The organism is Candidatus Pelagibacter sp. FZCC0015, assembly GCF_007833635.1.
GTDB lineage: Bacteria > Pseudomonadota > Alphaproteobacteria > Pelagibacterales > Pelagibacteraceae > Pelagibacter.
Window position 1 is genome coordinate 334,770 of sequence record NZ_CP031125.1, and the last position, 16,859, is coordinate 351,628.

Below are 16,859 nucleotides of genomic sequence, written 5' to 3' on the forward strand. Positions count from 1 at the left end.
TATTGTTTCATATTAAAAAAGAGTCCAGAATTAAATTAATAATTTCTGAGTTAGTTTTTTTATAATAGAATAAATCTTCTTTTTTTTTTTTAAAATCATTAATATTTTTTAATATTATCTTTTCCTTAGCAAAATATATTTCATATTTTTTTGTCAAAGCGTTTTGTAAAACTTTGATATTATCTTTTTTATCATAACAAAACTGCATAAAACTAAAAAAAACAAAACCTTTAATTTTTGGTTTGGTTTTTAATTTTTTTTTAAACAAACCAAGTTTCTTATAAGTAAAATGATTTTCTCCAGTATAAAAACTGATTTCTTTCCCATTTTTAGAAATAAAATTTTTAATTATATCTATCTGCAGAGCCTGAGGTAAGAATTTATTAAATAGCGTATCAGGATAACAAAACAGTAAATTATTTTTATTCATTTTAAATCTAATCTAATTTGAATTCATTTTTGTCATGTATGATGTATTAATTATTTCATAATAATCTAGTAAATTTCTTTGTCCATATGGAGTAAACAAATTTTTAAATCTTAAATTTAATGACCATCTTGTTAATTTTGTTGTGTTTAAAGGTATGTAGTGAAAATTATTTGCATTAAATATTAACACATTGCCAACTTTAATATTTTTTCTAACACCGTATTTTCTTGAATATTTTTCAAATAAAATTTCTTCATTTTTTTTGAATAAAGAATCAATTAAATCATGTTTATTTTTTGGTATCATTGTCATGCACATACTATCTTTACAATTAACCAAAGGTATCCAAACAACTAGTTCATGCATTGATGAAAGGGGTGTATCTTTATGCAACAATGGCCTCTCATCATCAAATGGCATTTGAATTGCTAAATTTACATTTTTTTGAACTACAACGTCAGGCCCAATCATTGAGTCAAAAAAAGGTTTTAAAGCATAGTATATATCTTTTTTTAATTTTTTTTTTGTATTAATGAAATTAATAATTTTCATTCTTGTACTATTTATGCTTTCAAAGCTATTATACTTATGAAAATTTTCAAATTTATCTCCTGCAAAAAAAACTTTGAATTTTTTATGAATTTCTTCTTTTAACTTATTAATAAACATTAATTCTTTTTTATTAATCTCGTATGATACAAATCCATTATGATAAAAATTTTTAAAAATATTATTTTTAAGGTTCATTTAAGAATGGTTTACAATAATGATAAATGTAAGTAAACAGAATTGACTATATAAGTATTTATTATGAAAACTTTTTACTTTTACTTAACTTTTAAAAAGAAAAAAATTAAATATAAAATCTCTAAATTAGTAAAAATTAGAAAAATAGATAAAGGAAATTACTTTGGATTATATGAAAAATAATATATTCATAATTGGCTCTAATTCTTTTTCAGGTTCAAATTTTATTAATTATTTATTAGATAAAAATTTTTTTGTAGTTGGTATAAGTAGGTCAAAAGAGAAAAAAAATATTTTCTTAAAATATAAAAAAAATAAAAATATAAACAATTTTAAATTTTACAGGGCAGATATAAACAAAAATTTTAATCTTATAAAAAAATTATTAAATAAATACAAACCATCTATTATTGTAAATTTTAGCTCACAAGGCATGGTAAATGAAAGTTGGAATTCACCTCTAGATTGGTACATAACTAATTTTTTATCTACCGTTAGAATTGTAAATTTTTTGTTAAAAAAAAAATATTTAAAAAAATTTATAAATTTCACCACTCCAGAGGTTTATGGAGATAATAAGAAAAAATTGAATGAAGATACAGTTTTTAATCCTTCAACACCTTATGCATTGTCTAGGGCATCGGCCGATACTCATATGAAATTAATGAATAAATACAAAAAATTTCCTATAATTTTTACTCGAGCAGCAAACGTATATGGTCCTCATCAACAGCTATATCGAATTGTTCCTAAAACAATAATGATGTTAATAAAAAGAAAAAAAGTTCCTATAGACGGAAATGGTTTAACTTTTAGATCCTTTATACATATAAACGATGTAAATAATGCACTATACAAAATATTACAATATGGGAAAATAGGTGAAACTTACCATATCTCTACAAGTAATTATATCTCGATAATAGATTTAGTAAAAAAAATAATTAAAATTTTTAAAAAAACAAAAAATCATAATAAATATATTTTTTTTAAAAAGGATAGGATAGGTAAAGACGAATTTTATAAACTTTCTTCAAAAAAAATAATTAAAAACCTAAAATGGAAACCTACTATAACAATCGAAGATGGTATTAAAGATGTTATTAAATGGATTCAAAACAACAATAAAATTTTGATAAAAAACAAACTAAAATATCAACATAAAAAATAGTTAATATTTAGAATGGACCAGAATATTCTTTATTTGGTACATCATGTAATTTATTTGTAATTTTCTTATAAATAATTCTTTTGTTAAACATTTTTTCACATTCTTGAATAATTTTTTTATAATCTGGATAAAAATTTTTTGTAAGTGAAAAGCCCGTTGGCACTGGACAATCTGGCATTGTAATTTTTATTGGGTGGAACTTTAATAATTTATAATTTCTAGTACATACTGAAGATATTATTTCATTTGCAATTGATCCAAATGAAAATCCTGAATCTAAAATAATTAGTCTTTTTGTTTTTTTTACAGATTTTTCTATTTTTTTAAAATCTAATGGCTTTATTGATCTTAGATCAATAATTTCAGCAAAAATTTTATTTTTTTGCAAAATTCTTTCTGCAATAATAGCCTCAGTGGTCATATGAGAGCTTGTAACTATAGTTAAATCTTTGCCCCTCTTCAAAATGTTTGCACTGCTAATTTTTCTTTTTATAAAACCATTTTCTACTCTACCTTTTTGTTCATGTAACCAACGGTGCTCAATATAAATTACAGGGTTGTCATCAAATATACTGCTAATTAAAAGCTTTTTTGCGTCGTTTGCGTTTGAGGGCATTACAACTTTTAAGCCAGGTATGTGTGAAAAAATTGATTGAAGAGATTGTGAATGGGTAGGACCCTGACCCCAGCCTCTTCCAACAATCATTCTTATAGTTATGGGCACTCTAATTTTTTTATTAAACATATAATAAAATTTTGAGGCATTATTGATTATTTGATCTAAAGCAAGAAGAGAAAAGTCTAATCTTTGATGAGTCATTACAACTCTGCATTTTTTTATAGCACAACCAATTCCTACGCCTGTCAGTGCATTTTCAGAGCACGGTATATCAAAAACTCTTTCGGATGAATATTTTTTTTGAAGATTTTTAGTAGTATTAAAAACTTCTTTTGGATCTGATACTCCAAGCCCATAACATAATAAATTAGGATCTTTTTTTAATGACAAATCTAAAGCTTCGTTGATAGCTTCAGCGTAAGTTATATATTTATATTTAAGCATATATTTCTTTTTCTTTAGTAGAACTTTTTGGATATTTGCTTCTTTTTGCTTTATTAAAACTTAAATTTATTTCCTCAGAGATTTTTTTATTAAAATAATCAATTTTTTTTTTATTTAAGATCTTATTGTATTTTTTTTCTAGAATAATCAAAGGATCCTTTTTTTTCCAAAAATCAATCTCTTTTTTTGGTCTATATTTTAAATTATCATCATTAAAAGGACCACAATGTTCTAGATACCTGTAAGTATTAAACTCTAAAAATATTGGTTTATTTTTTTTTTCAACATAATTTTTGGCATATAAATATTTTTGATATATTTCTATTGCATTTAAGCCATTTGAAAATATACTTTTAATACCAATCTTTTCTACCATTTTATGAATTTTTCTATTTTTAGGCTGCCTCACATCCATATTTGAATAAACAGAATATCTATTATTCTCACAAATAAAAATTATTGGTAGATTTTTAATTATTGAAAAATTTATTGTTTCATAAAATACACCCTCTTCAATTGCTCCATCTCCAAAAAAAGCTAATGCTAAACCCTTTTCTTTTTTTATTTTTTTTGATAGTGCAACACCCGCAGCCACTGGTATAGAATTTGCTACAATTGCAGTACTTAATAAAAAACCTACATCTTTATCAATCAAATGCATTGAACCTCCACGTCCTCCACTGCACCCAGTTGATTTTCCCATTATTTCAGAAACAAGTTTGAATAAGTTACCTCCTTTGCCCAAATAATGAGCGTGAGCTCTATGACTACTTAGAACTTCATATTTTTTATTTTTGAACAATATTGACAAAGGTGCAGCGATACTTTCTTGACCAATTGACAAATGAACAGGACATCTCATTTTCCATTCACTGTATTCTTTTGATATTTTAGTCTCTATTTTTCTTATTCTTAAAATTTGATAGTAAATTTGACTTATAATTTTAGATGATATTTTCATTTTTAGGGAATAAACCAATAATAATCACCTTTATATCCATTTTTTTTGAAAAAACTTACCCAATCTTTATCAGACATAATTGTTTTGGCTGTTAAGTTCCATTTAAACATTCTATCTTTTTCTTTTTTATTTTTATAAGCGTCAACTGTTATAAAACTTTTTCCTTTGGAGACCCTTGAAATTTCTTTTAATGATTTAGCGCAATCTCTTTTGTTTAAATTATGAATTGTATTAATACTAATAACTAAATCAAAAGAATTATCATCAAAAGGTAAGCTTTTACAATTAGAAACTTTTAAATATTTTTTAATTTTAAACAGGCCATTATCAATTGCATATTTTGAAATATCAACTCCATAAATATTTAATTTTGGAATTCGTTTTTTAAAATCATACAACATAAATCCTTTTCCACAACCTACGTCAAGAATTTTATAAGAAGGTTTTATTTTGTAGTATTTTATAAAATCTCCTACAACATTGTACCAAAATTTTTTATTATAATAATAGCCACCATATCCTGTTAATCTAGAGCCATCAAAGAATCGTTTATCAAATTTTCTAGCAATTTTTTGATATTTTTTTTTATTTTTTTGAATTCTTTCTAAATTTCTTTTGGTTGAAGGATATTTCTTCAATAAATTTATTTTTCTACCCATTGTATTTATTTAAAAGATAATTTTTTTAATTTTTTAATATTATAATTTTCTAGCTTATGTTTAAAATTCTTATGCTCAAAATATTTTTTTAACTCTAATATAGCATAATCAACATCAAATTTTCTTTTAAAACCCAATTTTTCTAATTTATATGAAGACAGTCGATATGACCTAGGATCATTTGACTTTTTAAATATTATTTTACATTTAATGTTTTTTTTAATTTTTTTGGCAAGGTTAAGTATTGATAAATTTTCAAAGCCTGCATTAATTATATGACCAGGTATTTTTTTTTTCAAAGAAAAATAAAAAACTCTAACTAGATCTTTGATATGAATATTCGGTCTTATCTGCTTTCCCCCTAATACAGTGATTACTTTTTTCTTATAAGCTTGGTACGTTAACATATTTACAGAAACATCCAGTCTTAATCTTTTTGAGACCCCACAAACAGTTGCTGGTCTAATGCAGACAATATCTATTTCTTTTCTATAACTAAGTAAAATTCTTTCAGCAATCATTTTTGTTTTATTATAAGTAGATATAGGCTTTAAATCTAACTCCTCAACTACATTTCTTTCTTTTTTAATTCCATAAACACTACCGGAGCTTGCAAATACAATTTTTTTAACTTTTGCTTTTATTGCAGCTTTACATATTTTGTCAGTTGCAAGTACATTTATATCCCATGATAAAGAAGGATTAAGTTCAACGGAAGGATCGTTTGCTATATTTGCTAAATGAATGATATACTCATACCCAGCGAAATCTTTATAAGATATTTTTCTTACATCTTTATTAATAATACAAATATTTTGTGATTTTTTAACAAAATTCCCATATATTTGACGATCAATAACTTTGACGTAAAAACCTTTATCCAAAAGATATTGACTCAATATTGTTCCAATATACCCACAGCCACCAAGAATAATAATTTTTTTTTTCGGAGATTTCATATAAGCATAAATAATTTAGTAAATTTAAAAGTGAATTTTTTTAAACTATATATTTTTTTTATATTAAAACACTAAATATTAAAAGCTATAAAGTATTTTAAATATATATCTATTCAATTTTATTTGACTAAAATAATTTGATCTAAATAATCATAGTAAGAAAATTAAAAAAACTCCAATTCATTGAATAAAATTTTTTCTTATAAATTTTATCTAGGTTTATTTTTAAGATTAATTAGGTTAAATTTTATTCTATCATGAATAAAAAAAAAGTATTAATAGTCGGTGGTTCCAGTGGTTTAGGTATCCATATTACGAAACTATATTTGAATAAAAATTACAGTGTTACAAGTATTTCAAGAAAGGTTAACTCTAAAATAAAAAAAAAAGTTAGACAGATAAGTTGCGATATTTCTGATTTAGAAAAATTGAAAGAAGTTTTAGAAAATCTTAAAAAAAATAAAATTTTTTTCGATATAATAATTCACAATGTTGGAGGATCTCAAAAAATTTATAACCACGATGTTGACTATAAAAGCTATGAATTTGTATGGAAAAGTAATATTGGGTATGTTGTTGAAATAAACAAACATTTTATACCCTATATGCAAAAAAAGAAATGGGGTAGGATTGTTCACGTGTCCTCTTCAGCCGCATATAATTATGTTGCACCATCTCCATACTCTTCTGCTAAGTCGGCTCTTAATACTTATGTGTCAAGTATCTCAAGAAGATTAATAAAAGATAAAATAGTAGTTTCCTGTGTTTGTCCTGGACCTATAGAATTACCAAAAAGATATATGACTATTTCTCAAAAAAAAAACAATTCATTTTGGAAAAATTACAAAAAAAATCATTTACCTATTGGTAGGTTAGCAAAACCTGTTGAGATAACCTCTGTTATATATTTCTTAACTTCTAAAGTCGCATCTTATTGTTCAGGTGCTATATGGAATGTAGATGGGTCAGAATATTAAAGTTAAAAAAATTTAAACAATTAATTAAATTGGTTAGTAAGTTGATACGGATAGTAATACTAAATAAAACTCAAAAAACGTAGAAGTGATATATAAAATAATTTAAAAAAAATAGTTTTTCTAATATTTATTTCAACTATATATAAATAAAATAATGAATAAAATTATAAGAGTATATAAGGCAATTAAACAAGAAAAATATTTAATTATTTTATTACCAATAGCACTATTATTTGTTCCAATAATTATTTTAACTAAAAATTTAATTTTATTAAGATTTGGATTAATTCACTCTGATAGAATAGGTCATTTTGTAACTGATACTGCGTTGTACCTAATTGATAAAAAAAAAATTGCTAAACAAAGAAAATTATTTGATTTTCTATACTTTCCAAACAAAATATCAAATCAGCAACTAGAAAAAATGTGGAGAAGAAAAGTATCTATTTTTTCTGTTTATTTAATTAGACCATTTTGGTTAATATTTAGTTTTTTTAACTTAAGAGAGCATTTAGCTGGTATCTCAGAAACACGCTGTAGGGATTTTAAAAATCTTTTACCAAAAAATAAAAATATTATAACATTTACGCCAGAAGAAATTGCCTACTGCAAAAATATATTGAAGATAAATAAAATTGATGAAAAAAAAATTGTTCTAGTAATATTAAGAGATAGCAATTTTTTAAAAAAGACTATGCTGATAAAAGGCAAAATGCATTTATTTAATTATCATAATTTTAGAGATCCAAATGTAAATACGTACAAAAAAGCAATTAAGTATCTTATAAAAAATAATTATCACGTAATACGAATGGGTAAATATCTTCAAAAAAAATTACCTATAAATAATAAAAAATATATTGAGTTATTTAATTGTAAATTTCATAGTGATTTATTAGAGATTTACTTAGGATCTATTTGTAAATTCTGCATATCTTCAAGTGTTGGGTACGATGAGGTTCCAAAAATTTTTAATAGACCAATTTTATACACAAATGTTTGTCCTATATCAGATATACAGGCTAATTCTAAAAATTTTATGATTATATTTCAAAGATATTTTGATGCATTATCTAAAAAAGAATTAACTTTTTCTGAAATAGTAAAAAAAAATTGTCATGAAATATATGACTCTTTTGAATTCAAGAAAAAGAGAATTTTTTTAAAAAAAAATACATCAGAAGAAATATATCAAGCAACAAAGGAATTTTTAAATAATTTTAATAAGAAAAGTTTTAAAAAAACTAAATTACAAGATTTTTTTTGGACCTCATTTAAAAAAGAAGTGGCTAATAAAAGTACATACTGTAAACATGAAGTTTTTAATGCAAAGATTAGCGAATTTTTTCTAAAAAAAATAATAAAAATTATAAAATAATAAGCAGATTACTACGTTAAATTGTGATCAATTAATATATTAAAAATAAGGGAGTAAATAACTAGACTTTGTTAAATAATTAATTTCATTATTAAAATTACAAAATTCAGGATTAAAAATTTTTAATATTTAATTGAATAAACTGTTTTTGATTTTTAATACTCCAAATTCTTTTCTGATTTAAAATTGATAAGAACTTTTTATGACTATTTCCAGTACCAAAATAATGAAGTGGCTTAAATTTGTACTTTTTAACTTTAAACTTGTTTATCAAGCTATCTATTTTTGAAAAATCATTTACAGAAATTACAGAACTTAATTTGGCTCTATTTTTTTGTCTAGAACCAAAATCAATAGTAGGCACACCATAATACGGTGCCTCCATAATTCCTGAGCTTGAGTTTCCCATTATGAAATTTGAATTTTTTAATAACGTTAAGTAATATTCAAATCTCATTGATGGTAAAATTTTTATATTTAAGAAATTTTTTTTTTTTAAAATAAAAATTTGTTCTAATATAATTTCGCTACCAAGATCATTGTTTGGTAGTAAAATTACATAATTAAATTTGCTTTTTTTAATTAACTTTAAAAATGATTTTATTTGATACTTAATTTTTTTTAACTCTGTTGTAACTGGATGGAATAAAAAAATTGCATAATTTTGGAACAAAATATTATACCTTCTCTTTACCTCGGAAATATTGGGTAGATTTTTTTTTAAAATTAAATCTACATCCGGAGATCCAATTGAAAAAATATTTTTGCTTTTTTCTCCCATTTGTAGGAGTCGTTGTTTTGCAATTTTATTTGTTACAAAGTGCAAATGTGACAGTTTAGATATAGAATGTCTTAAGATTTCATCAACAGTTCCAGAAATTTCACCTCCTTCAATATGAGCTACTTTAATATTATTTAAACAACCAGTAATTGCCCCAGCAAGAGATTCTACTCTATCACCATGTACAACTATTAAATCTGTATGATTATTTTGAATAAATTTGCTTATTCCCTTAATTGTATTAGCCAGTACTATGTCCATAGTCGCATTTTTTGACTGATTATTAAATTTATAGCAATTTTGAATCTTATCTTTTTCTATTTCATCTATAGTATGCCCGTATTTTCTAACATTATGCATGCCTGTAATTATTAAATTAGTTTTGAATTTAAACTTTTTTTTTTGTAATTCTAAAATTAATGATTTAATTTTTCCATAATCAGCCCTAGTACCAGTTATAAATGTAATAGTTTTCACTTAATATATTTTTTCTTAATTTGGATATTTTTTTTAATATCAACTACGGCTTTTTTTCCAATTAATTTACTAAAATCTTTAGAAAGAAAATCTCCATTACCAGGCCTTTTTAAACAAATATTTTTTTCGTTTAGGGAAGATCCTTTGTTTATAAAAATTTTGGAAACTACTGATGCAAATGCAAAATTCATTGTCACCTTTTCTTCCTTTAAAGGTTCCTTTTTACCAGTTATTGATTTTGGTATAAATTTTGAAGCAGAAAGTAACTCTTGCAATTGATATTTATCCATTGAACAAGACACATCTGGACCTTTTCTGTCATGTGTGTCTACATAATGTTTTTCAATTATTTTGGCCCCTAAGCTTAGTGCTACGTAAGAGGCATGTAAACCAACTGTATGATCTGAATAACCTATAATATTATTCTTAAAGGTTTTTTTCATTAAAGAAATCGAATTCAATCTACTCTTTTGCAAGGGTGTCGGATAAACATTCGTACAATGCAAGAGTGCTAGAGGAATTTTTTTGTTATTAATGTAATTTACTGTTTTTCGAAGTTCATTTAAATAACTCATGCCTGTGCTCATGATTATAGGTTTTTTAAATTTACAAACATACTTAACTAAATCTAAGTTATTCCATTCCCCTGATCCTATTTTAAATGCAGGAATACCAAATCTAATCAATCTATCTACAGCAGCCTTAGAAAAAGGTGTGCTAATAAAGATTTTTTTTTTTGATTTGATATATTTCATTAATTTCTCCTCATCAGTCTCTGAAAGCGCACACTGCTTAATAATACTATAAATTGATTTATTTGAATTACCTGGAATTGTTCTTTTAGCTTCCAATGACATTTCCTCATCAGGTATATGAGTTTGATGTTTTAAAATCTCTGCTCCTGACTTAATGGCACTATCTGCAATTGCTATAGCTTGGTCTAAATTTCCATTATGATTAATTCCTATTTCGGCGATTATAAGTGGATCTTTATTATTCCCAATCTCTCTTCCAGCAATTTTAAATTTCATTTTTTAATTTTTAAATATTTTTTACTAAGAAATTTTGCTAATTCATAATCTTCTTTATCATCTATATCAATACTATCTATTCTATTCATCAGATAATATCCAGATTTAATAAAAGATAATTTTTTATTTTTAATAAAATCACTTGCATAGAAAATATATATTGCCCCATTTGGTGAATAAATTTTCTTTAAATTTTGTCGATTATTTGTAACGTATTTATCTTCAAAAAAAGGACTTAAAGTATCCTTGTTCTTTTTAAATGACTTAAAAAAGTTTTTATTTTCATTTACACTTAATACAGATCTCAATTTTTTTTTAACCAACTTATTTATAGCTTCATCAATATGAATATTATTTCTAAAAGGTGATGTTGGTTGAAGATAAACGATTAAACAATTTTTATTATTATTTTTTAAATTATGATTTATAAAATCAAGTATCAATGAGTTTGCAGTGGCAGAGTTTGTGCTAAGTGACTTTTTTCTTTTAACTAAGTTAATTTTATATTTTTTACCTCTATTTAATATTTTTTTTGAGTCTGATGATAAATAAATTTTATTAATAAATTTTGATTTTTTTGCAGCTAAAATAGCCAATTCAAACAATGAAAAGTTATTTAATTTTTTTAAATTTTTATTTTTAAGGTCTTGTGAGTTTTTTTTAGCTGGTATAAGACCAATAATTTGAGTTCTTTTTTTATTCATTCCTAGAGTTCTATGATATAACAATTTTTTTTATTATGCGAACTATAGCAAGAATCGATATAAAAAATAATTATGTGATTAAAGGAATTAATCTTGAAGGATTAAGAAAAATTGGAGATCCCATAAATATCGCTAAAAATTATTACTCTAGTGGAATAGATGAGCTGTTAATAATTGACTCAGTGGCAAGCCTTTATGGAAGAAATAATTTATTTGATTTAATAAAAAATATTACAGAAGATATTTTTGTTCCAATCACTCTGGGAGGTGGCATTCGATCACTTAAAGACATAGAAAACGCTTTGAACTCAGGCGCTGATAAAGTAGCTATAAATTCTAAGGCTTTGGAAAATCCAGATTTTTTAAAAGAAGCAGTCTCAAATTTTGGTGAATCTACAATTTTGGTAAATATTGAGGCAAAAAAAATTTCAGAGGATAAATGGGAACCTTATAAATTTTGTGGAAGAGAAAAAACTAATCTTGATGTTAAAAATTGGATTAAGGAAATTCAGAGTAAGGGATGTGGAGAGATATTGTTAACTTCAATAGATAAAGAGGGAACCGAGACTGGTTTCGATATTGAATTAATAGAGAACGTTGAAAAAATTATAAAAAAACCATTAATTGCTTCAGGAGGTTGTGGTAGTTTAGAGCATGTTGAAAAATTAAAAACAAAATTTAAAAATATATCTGTAGCTATAGCTTCTGTTTTACACTACAAAACCTTAAAAATTTCTGAAATAAAAAAAATTTTATCATGAAATCAGTAACTATTGTTGATTATGGAATGGGCAATATAAAGAGCCTCTTCAACTGTTTAAAGTTTCTAGGGTATAACCCAGTTTTTTTTTCTGAACAAAAAAATATAAAATCAAATATATGTATTTTACCTGGTGTTGGTGCTTTTAATCAAGCGATGAAATTAATTAAAGAAAAACAAATTTTAAACGAATTAAAATCCTATACAAATAATAAAGATAATATTCTGATGGGAATTTGTTTAGGAATGCAATTATTTTTTGAAGAAAGTTCAGAGAATTATAATACAACTGGTTTAGGAATGATAAATGGAAAAGTTAAAAAATTATCTAATAGTGAAAATGATATACTCCCTAATGTTGGATGGTTTGAAACCAATATTAAACCAAATAAAACATTTGATTACCTTAAACAATTCGATAAACAAAAATTTTATTATGTTCACTCTTATATTGCTGAACCAGTAGATAGTAAAAACCAAATTGCAACTTCTGTTTATAATGATAAAAATTTTTGTGCAATGACAATAAAAAATTCTAATATCATTGGAACTCAGTTTCATCCCGAAAAAAGTTCAAAAATTGGATTGGACTTTTTAGAAACATTAATTAAAAATTCTATAAACTAAAATGTCAAAAAATTTTTCAATGTACGGATTGCCTGAAAATGTGGTGTTTTGTTCAAAATGTGTAATGAGTAATCAAAGACCTCAAAGTGTTGTTGAATTCAAGAATATTAGTAATCAAAAATCCGGTTTAAATATTGATGAAAATACTTCTGTCTGCGATGCATGTAATTATAATGAAACAAAAAAAAAAATTGATTGGGAAAAAAGAGAAAATGAATTAATTGAATTGTTAGAAAAATATAGAAAACCAACTGGTTATGATTGTATTATTCCAGGAAGTGGAGGTAAAGATAGTGCCTACACAGCACATATTCTAAAATATAAATATGGAATGAATCCATTAACCATTACATGGGCTCCACACATGTATACTGATATAGGATGGAAAAATTTTGATAACTGGATAAAAATAGGCGGCTTCGATAATATTCTTTTTACTCCAAATGGAAAAGTGCATAAACTTTTAACTAAATTAGCATTCCAAAATTTACTCCACCCATTTCAACCCTTTATTATCGGTCAAAGAATTATTGGGCCTTTAATAGCGTTAAAATTTAACATTCAACTTATTTTTTACGGGGAAAATCAAGCTGAGTATGGAAATGCAGTTGAGGAAAATGCAAACCCACAAATGGATAGCAAGTTTTTTTCCAAAAAAAATAATTCCGAAATAATACTTGGTGGAGAAAAATTGACTAATATTTTAAAAAATTTTAATTTCACATTAAATGATTTTGAGCCTTACATTGCACCTAAAATAGAAGATCTAATTGAAAAAAAAATAGAACAAAGATATTTAGGATATTATCTAAAGTGGGATCCTCAGGAATGTTATTACTATGCAGCTAAAAATACAGGCTTTAGACCAAATACGGAAAGAACTGAAGGAACTTACTCAAAATATTCTAGTATAGATGATAAAATTGATCCATTTCATTATTTCCTTACACATGTAAAATTTGGTTTAGGTAGAGCATCTTACGATGCTGCTCAAGAAATCAGAAATGATAAAATAACAAGAGATGAAGGAATTAATTTAGTTAAGAAATACGACAACGAATTTCCAAATAAATATTTTAAAGAATTCTTAGATTATATTGGAATTAATGAGGAAGAATTTTTCTCTACTATAGATAATTTCAGATCTCCACATCTTTGGAAAAAAGATGGTGAAAATTGGAAGCTTTTACAAAAAATATATTAAGGTTTTATTTAAAAATATTTAATACCAAAAATAAAAAAATTTTTTTCAGTGCATAAATCAAGCCAATTGAGCTATTAGTACTGGTCAGCTGCACGCATTACTGCGCTTCCACATCCAGCCTATCAACGTGGTGGTCTACCACGGCTCTATAGGAAGAACTAGTTTTGAGGTGAGTTTCCCGCTTAGATGCTTTCAGCAGTTATCTCGTCCATACTTAGCTACCCGGCACTGCAGCTGGCGCTACAACCGGTCCACCAGTGGTATGTTCAACCCGGTCCTCTCGTACTAGGGTCAACTCCTCTCAATTCTTCTACACGCATAGCAGATAGGGACCGAACTGTCTCACGACGTTCTGAACCCAGCTCACGTACCACTTTAATTGGCGAACAGCCAAACCCTTGGGACCTGCTCCAGCCCCAGGATGTGATGAGCCGACATCGAGGTGCCAAACACTGCCGTCGATATGAGCTCTTGGGCAGTATCAGCCTGTTATCCCCGGCGTACCTTTTATCCGTTGAGCGATGGCCCTTCCACTCAGAACCACCGGATCACTATGACCGACTTTCGTCTCTGCTCGACTTGTCAGTCTCACAGTCAGGCAGGCTTATGCCATTGCACTCTACGAACGATTTCTGACCGTTCTGAGCCTACCTTCGCACGCCTCCGTTACTATTTGGGAGGCGACCGCCCCAGTCAAACTACCCACCATACAATGTCTTGATGCCGGATAACGGCAATCAGTTAGATACCAAGAAAAACAAAAGAGGTATTTCACTGTTGACTCCACAAAAGCTGACGCCTTTGCTTCAATGTCTCCCTCCTATGCTAAATATGTTTTTCCTAATACCAATGTAAAGTTGCAGTAAAGGTGCACGGGGTCTTTCCGTCTAACTACGCGAACTCCGCATCTTCACGGAGAATTCAATTTCACTGAGTTGATGTTGGAGACAGCGGAGAAATCGTTACGCCATTCATGCAGGTCGGAACTTACCCGACAAGGAATTTCGCTACCTTAGGACCGTTATAGTTACGGCCGCCGTTTACTGGGGCTTCAGAAGTTAGCTTGCACCAACCGCATTAACCTTCCAGCACCGGGCAGGCGTCAGACCCTATACATCCACTTACGTGTTAGCAGAGCCCTGTGTTTTTGATAAACAGTCGCTTCTCCCTGGCTTGTGCCACCCTCTTATAGTTGCCTACAAAAAGGTCTTCCTTATCCCGAAGTTACGGAAGTATTTTGCCGAGTTCCTTCAACATCATTCTCTCAAGCGCCTAAATATACTCTATTAATCCACCTGTGTCGGTTTAGGGTACGGTCTAATGATGGAGCTATTTCTTGGAACCTTTTCGCGGCAAGTTCAATCCATTAAGAACTCACAACTTACAAGATCCGTCACTACCATCTGGTTAAGGAATATTAACCTTATTTCCATCGACTACGGCTTTCGCCCTCGCCTTAGGTGCCGACTAACTCTGCGCGGATTAACCTTGCGCAGAAACCCTTGGATTTTCGGCGAAGAAGTTTTTCACTTCTTTTATCGTTACTTATGTCAGCATTCGCACTTCTGATACCTTCAGGATCCCTCACGGGTATCCCTTCACAGGCTTACAGAACGTTCCGCTACCAGTTATAATTTTCGAAAAAATTATAAATCCACAGATTCGGTATATGATTTTAGCCCCGTTACATCTTCGGCGCAGAAACTCTATTAGACCGGTGAGCTGTTACGCTATCTTTAAAGGATGGCTGCTTCTAAGCCAACCTCCCGGCTGTTAAGGAATTTCCACATCCTTTCACACTTAATCATAATTTGGGGACCTTATCTGGTGGTCTGGGCTCTTTCCCTCTCGACCATGGACCTTAGCACCCACAGTCTGTCTGCTGAAGAACAACATTTAGCATTCGGAGTTTTATTAGGTTTGGTAAGAATCTCTTCCCCCTAGCCCATTTAGTGCTCTACCTCTAAATGTCTATTTATTCAACGCACTACCTAAATAGTTTTCGCGGAAAACCAGCTATCTACGAATTTGGTTGGCCTTTCACCCCTTACCACAAGTCATCCAAAGACTTTTCAACGTCAACTGGTTCGGTCCTCCGGTAAGTGTTACCTTACTTTCAACCTGCTCATGGTAAGCTCATTCGTTTTCGGGTCTAATTCATTAAACTAATCGCCCTATTAAGACTTGCTTTCGCTACGCCTACACCTAGATGGCTTAAGCTTGCTTAATAAATTAAGTCACTGACCCATTATACAAAAGGTACGCCGTCACTCTAAAAAGAGCTTCGACTGATTGTAGGCATGCGGTTTCAGGTTCTATTTCACTCCCCTAATAGGGGTTCTTTTCACCTTTCCCTCACGGTACTAGTTCACTATCGGTCACTGAAGAGTATTTAGGCTTAGAGGGTGGTCCCCCTATATTCGAGCAGGATTTCACGTGTCCCGCTTTACTCAAGAATTTTGTTAAACATTACTTTTACGGGACTATCACCCTCTATGGTTAGCATTTCCAAACTATTCAAATTTTTTCAACAAAACTACTGGCCTAGTCCGCGTTCGCTCGCCACTACTAACGGAATCTCAATTGATTTCTTTTCCTCTGGTTACTTAGATGTTTCAGTTCTCCAGGTTGTCTCTTTAAACCTATGTATTCAGTTTAAAGTACCACATAAAGTGGTGGGTTTCCCCATTCGGAAATTTTCGGATCAAAACTTACATACAGTTCCCCGAAACTTATCGCAGTATATCACGTCCTTCATCGGCTTTCAGTGCCAAGGCATCCACTACACGCCCTTAAACGCTTGATTTATGCACAGAAAAAAATTCTGTGTTGAATCAAATTTTTATTTGAACATTAGCTAATAACATTACTAATGTTCGGATATAGATATTGATATTAATTATTATTTTTATTCACAATTTTTTATAACT

At 27.9% G+C, this 16,859-nt stretch carries 15 protein-coding genes and 1 rRNA gene; 6 read left to right on the forward strand and 10 right to left on the reverse strand.

Annotation, left to right across the window (positions count from 1 at the left end; genetic code table 11):
* Positions 1 to 7: 7 nt before the first annotated feature.
* A complete protein-coding gene (locus tag DT059_RS01760) occupies positions 8 to 430 on the reverse strand; it encodes a hypothetical protein (RefSeq protein WP_145596247.1) in 423 nt (140 codons plus the stop codon).
* A 12-nt stretch (positions 431 to 442) separates the two neighbouring features.
* A complete protein-coding gene (locus DT059_RS01765; RefSeq protein WP_145596249.1) occupies positions 443 to 1,177 on the reverse strand; it encodes a sporadic carbohydrate cluster 2OG-Fe(II) oxygenase in 735 nt (244 codons plus the stop codon).
* 172 nt (positions 1,178 to 1,349) lie between these two features.
* On the opposite strand from DT059_RS01765, the gene DT059_RS01770 reads away from it, so the two are divergent.
* The gene (locus tag DT059_RS01770; protein WP_145596251.1) at positions 1,350 to 2,348 is read left to right on the forward strand and encodes a GDP-mannose 4,6-dehydratase; all 999 of its coding nucleotides are present in this window, start codon (positions 1,350 to 1,352) and stop codon (positions 2,346 to 2,348) included.
* Positions 2,349 to 2,355: 7 nt separating this feature from the next.
* On the opposite strand, the gene DT059_RS01775 is transcribed toward DT059_RS01770, so the two are convergent.
* The 4 genes from DT059_RS01775 to DT059_RS01790 are packed head-to-tail and all read right to left on the reverse strand — an operon-like array spanning position 2,356 to position 5,990.
* On the reverse strand, positions 2,356 to 3,411 hold the full coding sequence (locus DT059_RS01775; protein WP_145596253.1) for an alpha-ketoacid dehydrogenase subunit beta: 1,056 nt from the start codon (positions 3,409 to 3,411) through the stop codon (positions 2,356 to 2,358).
* Positions 3,404 to 4,372, reverse strand: coding sequence for a thiamine pyrophosphate-dependent dehydrogenase E1 component subunit alpha (locus DT059_RS01780; protein ID WP_145596255.1), 969 nt, complete (start codon positions 4,370 to 4,372; stop codon positions 3,404 to 3,406). Before DT059_RS01780 ends, DT059_RS01775 begins: the two co-directional genes overlap by 8 nt.
* A 2-nt stretch (positions 4,373 to 4,374) precedes the next feature.
* On the reverse strand, positions 4,375 to 5,031 hold the full coding sequence (locus tag DT059_RS01785; RefSeq protein ID WP_145596257.1) for a class I SAM-dependent methyltransferase: 657 nt from the start codon (positions 5,029 to 5,031) through the stop codon (positions 4,375 to 4,377).
* 5 nt (positions 5,032 to 5,036) lie between these two features.
* A complete protein-coding gene (locus tag DT059_RS01790; protein WP_145596259.1) occupies positions 5,037 to 5,990 on the reverse strand; it encodes an SDR family oxidoreductase in 954 nt (317 codons plus the stop codon).
* Positions 5,991 to 6,247: 257 nt separating this feature from the next.
* Between DT059_RS01790 and DT059_RS01795 the strand changes: the two genes are divergently transcribed.
* Together DT059_RS01795 and DT059_RS01800 are read left to right on the forward strand one after the other, a co-directional pair.
* Positions 6,248 to 6,967, forward strand: coding sequence for an SDR family oxidoreductase (locus DT059_RS01795; RefSeq protein WP_145596261.1), 720 nt, complete (start codon positions 6,248 to 6,250; stop codon positions 6,965 to 6,967).
* A 154-nt stretch (positions 6,968 to 7,121) separates the two neighbouring features.
* Positions 7,122 to 8,345, forward strand: coding sequence for a TIGR04372 family glycosyltransferase (locus DT059_RS01800; protein ID WP_145596263.1), 1,224 nt, complete (start codon positions 7,122 to 7,124; stop codon positions 8,343 to 8,345).
* A gap of 112 nt (positions 8,346 to 8,457) precedes the next feature.
* On the opposite strand, the gene neuC is transcribed toward DT059_RS01800, so the two are convergent.
* Genes neuC through DT059_RS01815 form a run of 3 tightly spaced genes read right to left on the reverse strand, consistent with a single transcriptional unit; the run spans position 8,458 to position 11,338 of the window.
* Entirely contained in the window at positions 8,458 to 9,603 is a 1,146-nt protein-coding gene (gene neuC, locus DT059_RS01805) for a UDP-N-acetylglucosamine 2-epimerase (RefSeq protein ID WP_145596265.1), read from the reverse strand.
* The gene (locus tag DT059_RS01810; RefSeq protein WP_145596266.1) at positions 9,600 to 10,634 is read right to left on the reverse strand and encodes an N-acetylneuraminate synthase family protein; all 1,035 of its coding nucleotides are present in this window, start codon (positions 10,632 to 10,634) and stop codon (positions 9,600 to 9,602) included. Before DT059_RS01810 ends, neuC begins: the two co-directional genes overlap by 4 nt.
* Positions 10,631 to 11,338 (reverse strand): acylneuraminate cytidylyltransferase family protein, encoded by a 708-nt coding sequence (locus tag DT059_RS01815; RefSeq protein WP_145596268.1) that lies wholly within the window; start codon positions 11,336 to 11,338, stop codon positions 10,631 to 10,633. The genes DT059_RS01810 and DT059_RS01815 overlap by 4 nt, the downstream gene beginning before the upstream one ends.
* 35 nt (positions 11,339 to 11,373) lie before the next feature.
* Between DT059_RS01815 and hisF the strand changes: the two genes are divergently transcribed.
* Genes hisF through DT059_RS01830 form a run of 3 tightly spaced genes read left to right on the forward strand, consistent with a single transcriptional unit; the run spans position 11,374 to position 13,929 of the window.
* The gene (gene hisF, locus DT059_RS01820; protein ID WP_145596270.1) at positions 11,374 to 12,099 is read left to right on the forward strand and encodes an imidazole glycerol phosphate synthase subunit HisF; all 726 of its coding nucleotides are present in this window, start codon (positions 11,374 to 11,376) and stop codon (positions 12,097 to 12,099) included.
* Complete coding sequence (gene hisH / locus DT059_RS01825) at positions 12,096 to 12,725, forward strand: imidazole glycerol phosphate synthase subunit HisH (protein WP_145596272.1); 630 nt, start codon at positions 12,096 to 12,098, stop codon at positions 12,723 to 12,725. Before hisF ends, hisH begins: the two co-directional genes overlap by 4 nt.
* Position 12,726: 1 nt before the next feature.
* Complete coding sequence (locus DT059_RS01830; protein WP_145596274.1) at positions 12,727 to 13,929, forward strand: N-acetyl sugar amidotransferase; 1,203 nt, start codon at positions 12,727 to 12,729, stop codon at positions 13,927 to 13,929.
* 53 nt (positions 13,930 to 13,982) lie between these two features.
* On the opposite strand, the gene DT059_RS01835 is transcribed toward DT059_RS01830, so the two are convergent.
* Positions 13,983 to 16,735, reverse strand: a 23S ribosomal RNA gene (locus tag DT059_RS01835).
* Positions 16,736 to 16,859: the final 124 nt, after the last annotated feature.

Coding starts and splice junctions, on each gene's coding strand:
- DT059_RS01800 (WP_145596263.1), top strand. CDS start 7,122: ATGAATAAAATTATAAGAGTATATAAGGCAATTAAACAAGAAAAATAT.
- DT059_RS01780 (WP_145596255.1), bottom strand. CDS start 4,372: ATGAAAATATCATCTAAAATTATAAGTCAAATTTACTATCAAATTTTA.
- DT059_RS01790 (WP_145596259.1), bottom strand. CDS start 5,990: ATGAAATCTCCGAAAAAAAAAATTATTATTCTTGGTGGCTGTGGGTAT.
- DT059_RS01770 (WP_145596251.1), top strand. CDS start 1,350: ATGAAAAATAATATATTCATAATTGGCTCTAATTCTTTTTCAGGTTCA.
- DT059_RS01775 (WP_145596253.1), bottom strand. CDS start 3,411: ATGCTTAAATATAAATATATAACTTACGCTGAAGCTATCAACGAAGCT.
- DT059_RS01815 (WP_145596268.1), bottom strand. CDS start 11,338: ATGAATAAAAAAAGAACTCAAATTATTGGTCTTATACCAGCTAAAAAA.
- DT059_RS01765 (WP_145596249.1), bottom strand. CDS start 1,177: ATGAACCTTAAAAATAATATTTTTAAAAATTTTTATCATAATGGATTT.
- DT059_RS01830 (WP_145596274.1), top strand. CDS start 12,727: ATGTCAAAAAATTTTTCAATGTACGGATTGCCTGAAAATGTGGTGTTT.
- DT059_RS01760 (WP_145596247.1), bottom strand. CDS start 430: ATGAATAAAAATAATTTACTGTTTTGTTATCCTGATACGCTATTTAAT.
- hisF (WP_145596270.1), top strand. CDS start 11,374: ATGCGAACTATAGCAAGAATCGATATAAAAAATAATTATGTGATTAAA.
- DT059_RS01795 (WP_145596261.1), top strand. CDS start 6,248: ATGAATAAAAAAAAAGTATTAATAGTCGGTGGTTCCAGTGGTTTAGGT.
- DT059_RS01785 (WP_145596257.1), bottom strand. CDS start 5,031: ATGGGTAGAAAAATAAATTTATTGAAGAAATATCCTTCAACCAAAAGA.
- hisH (WP_145596272.1), top strand. CDS start 12,096: ATGAAATCAGTAACTATTGTTGATTATGGAATGGGCAATATAAAGAGC.
- DT059_RS01810 (WP_145596266.1), bottom strand. CDS start 10,634: ATGAAATTTAAAATTGCTGGAAGAGAGATTGGGAATAATAAAGATCCA.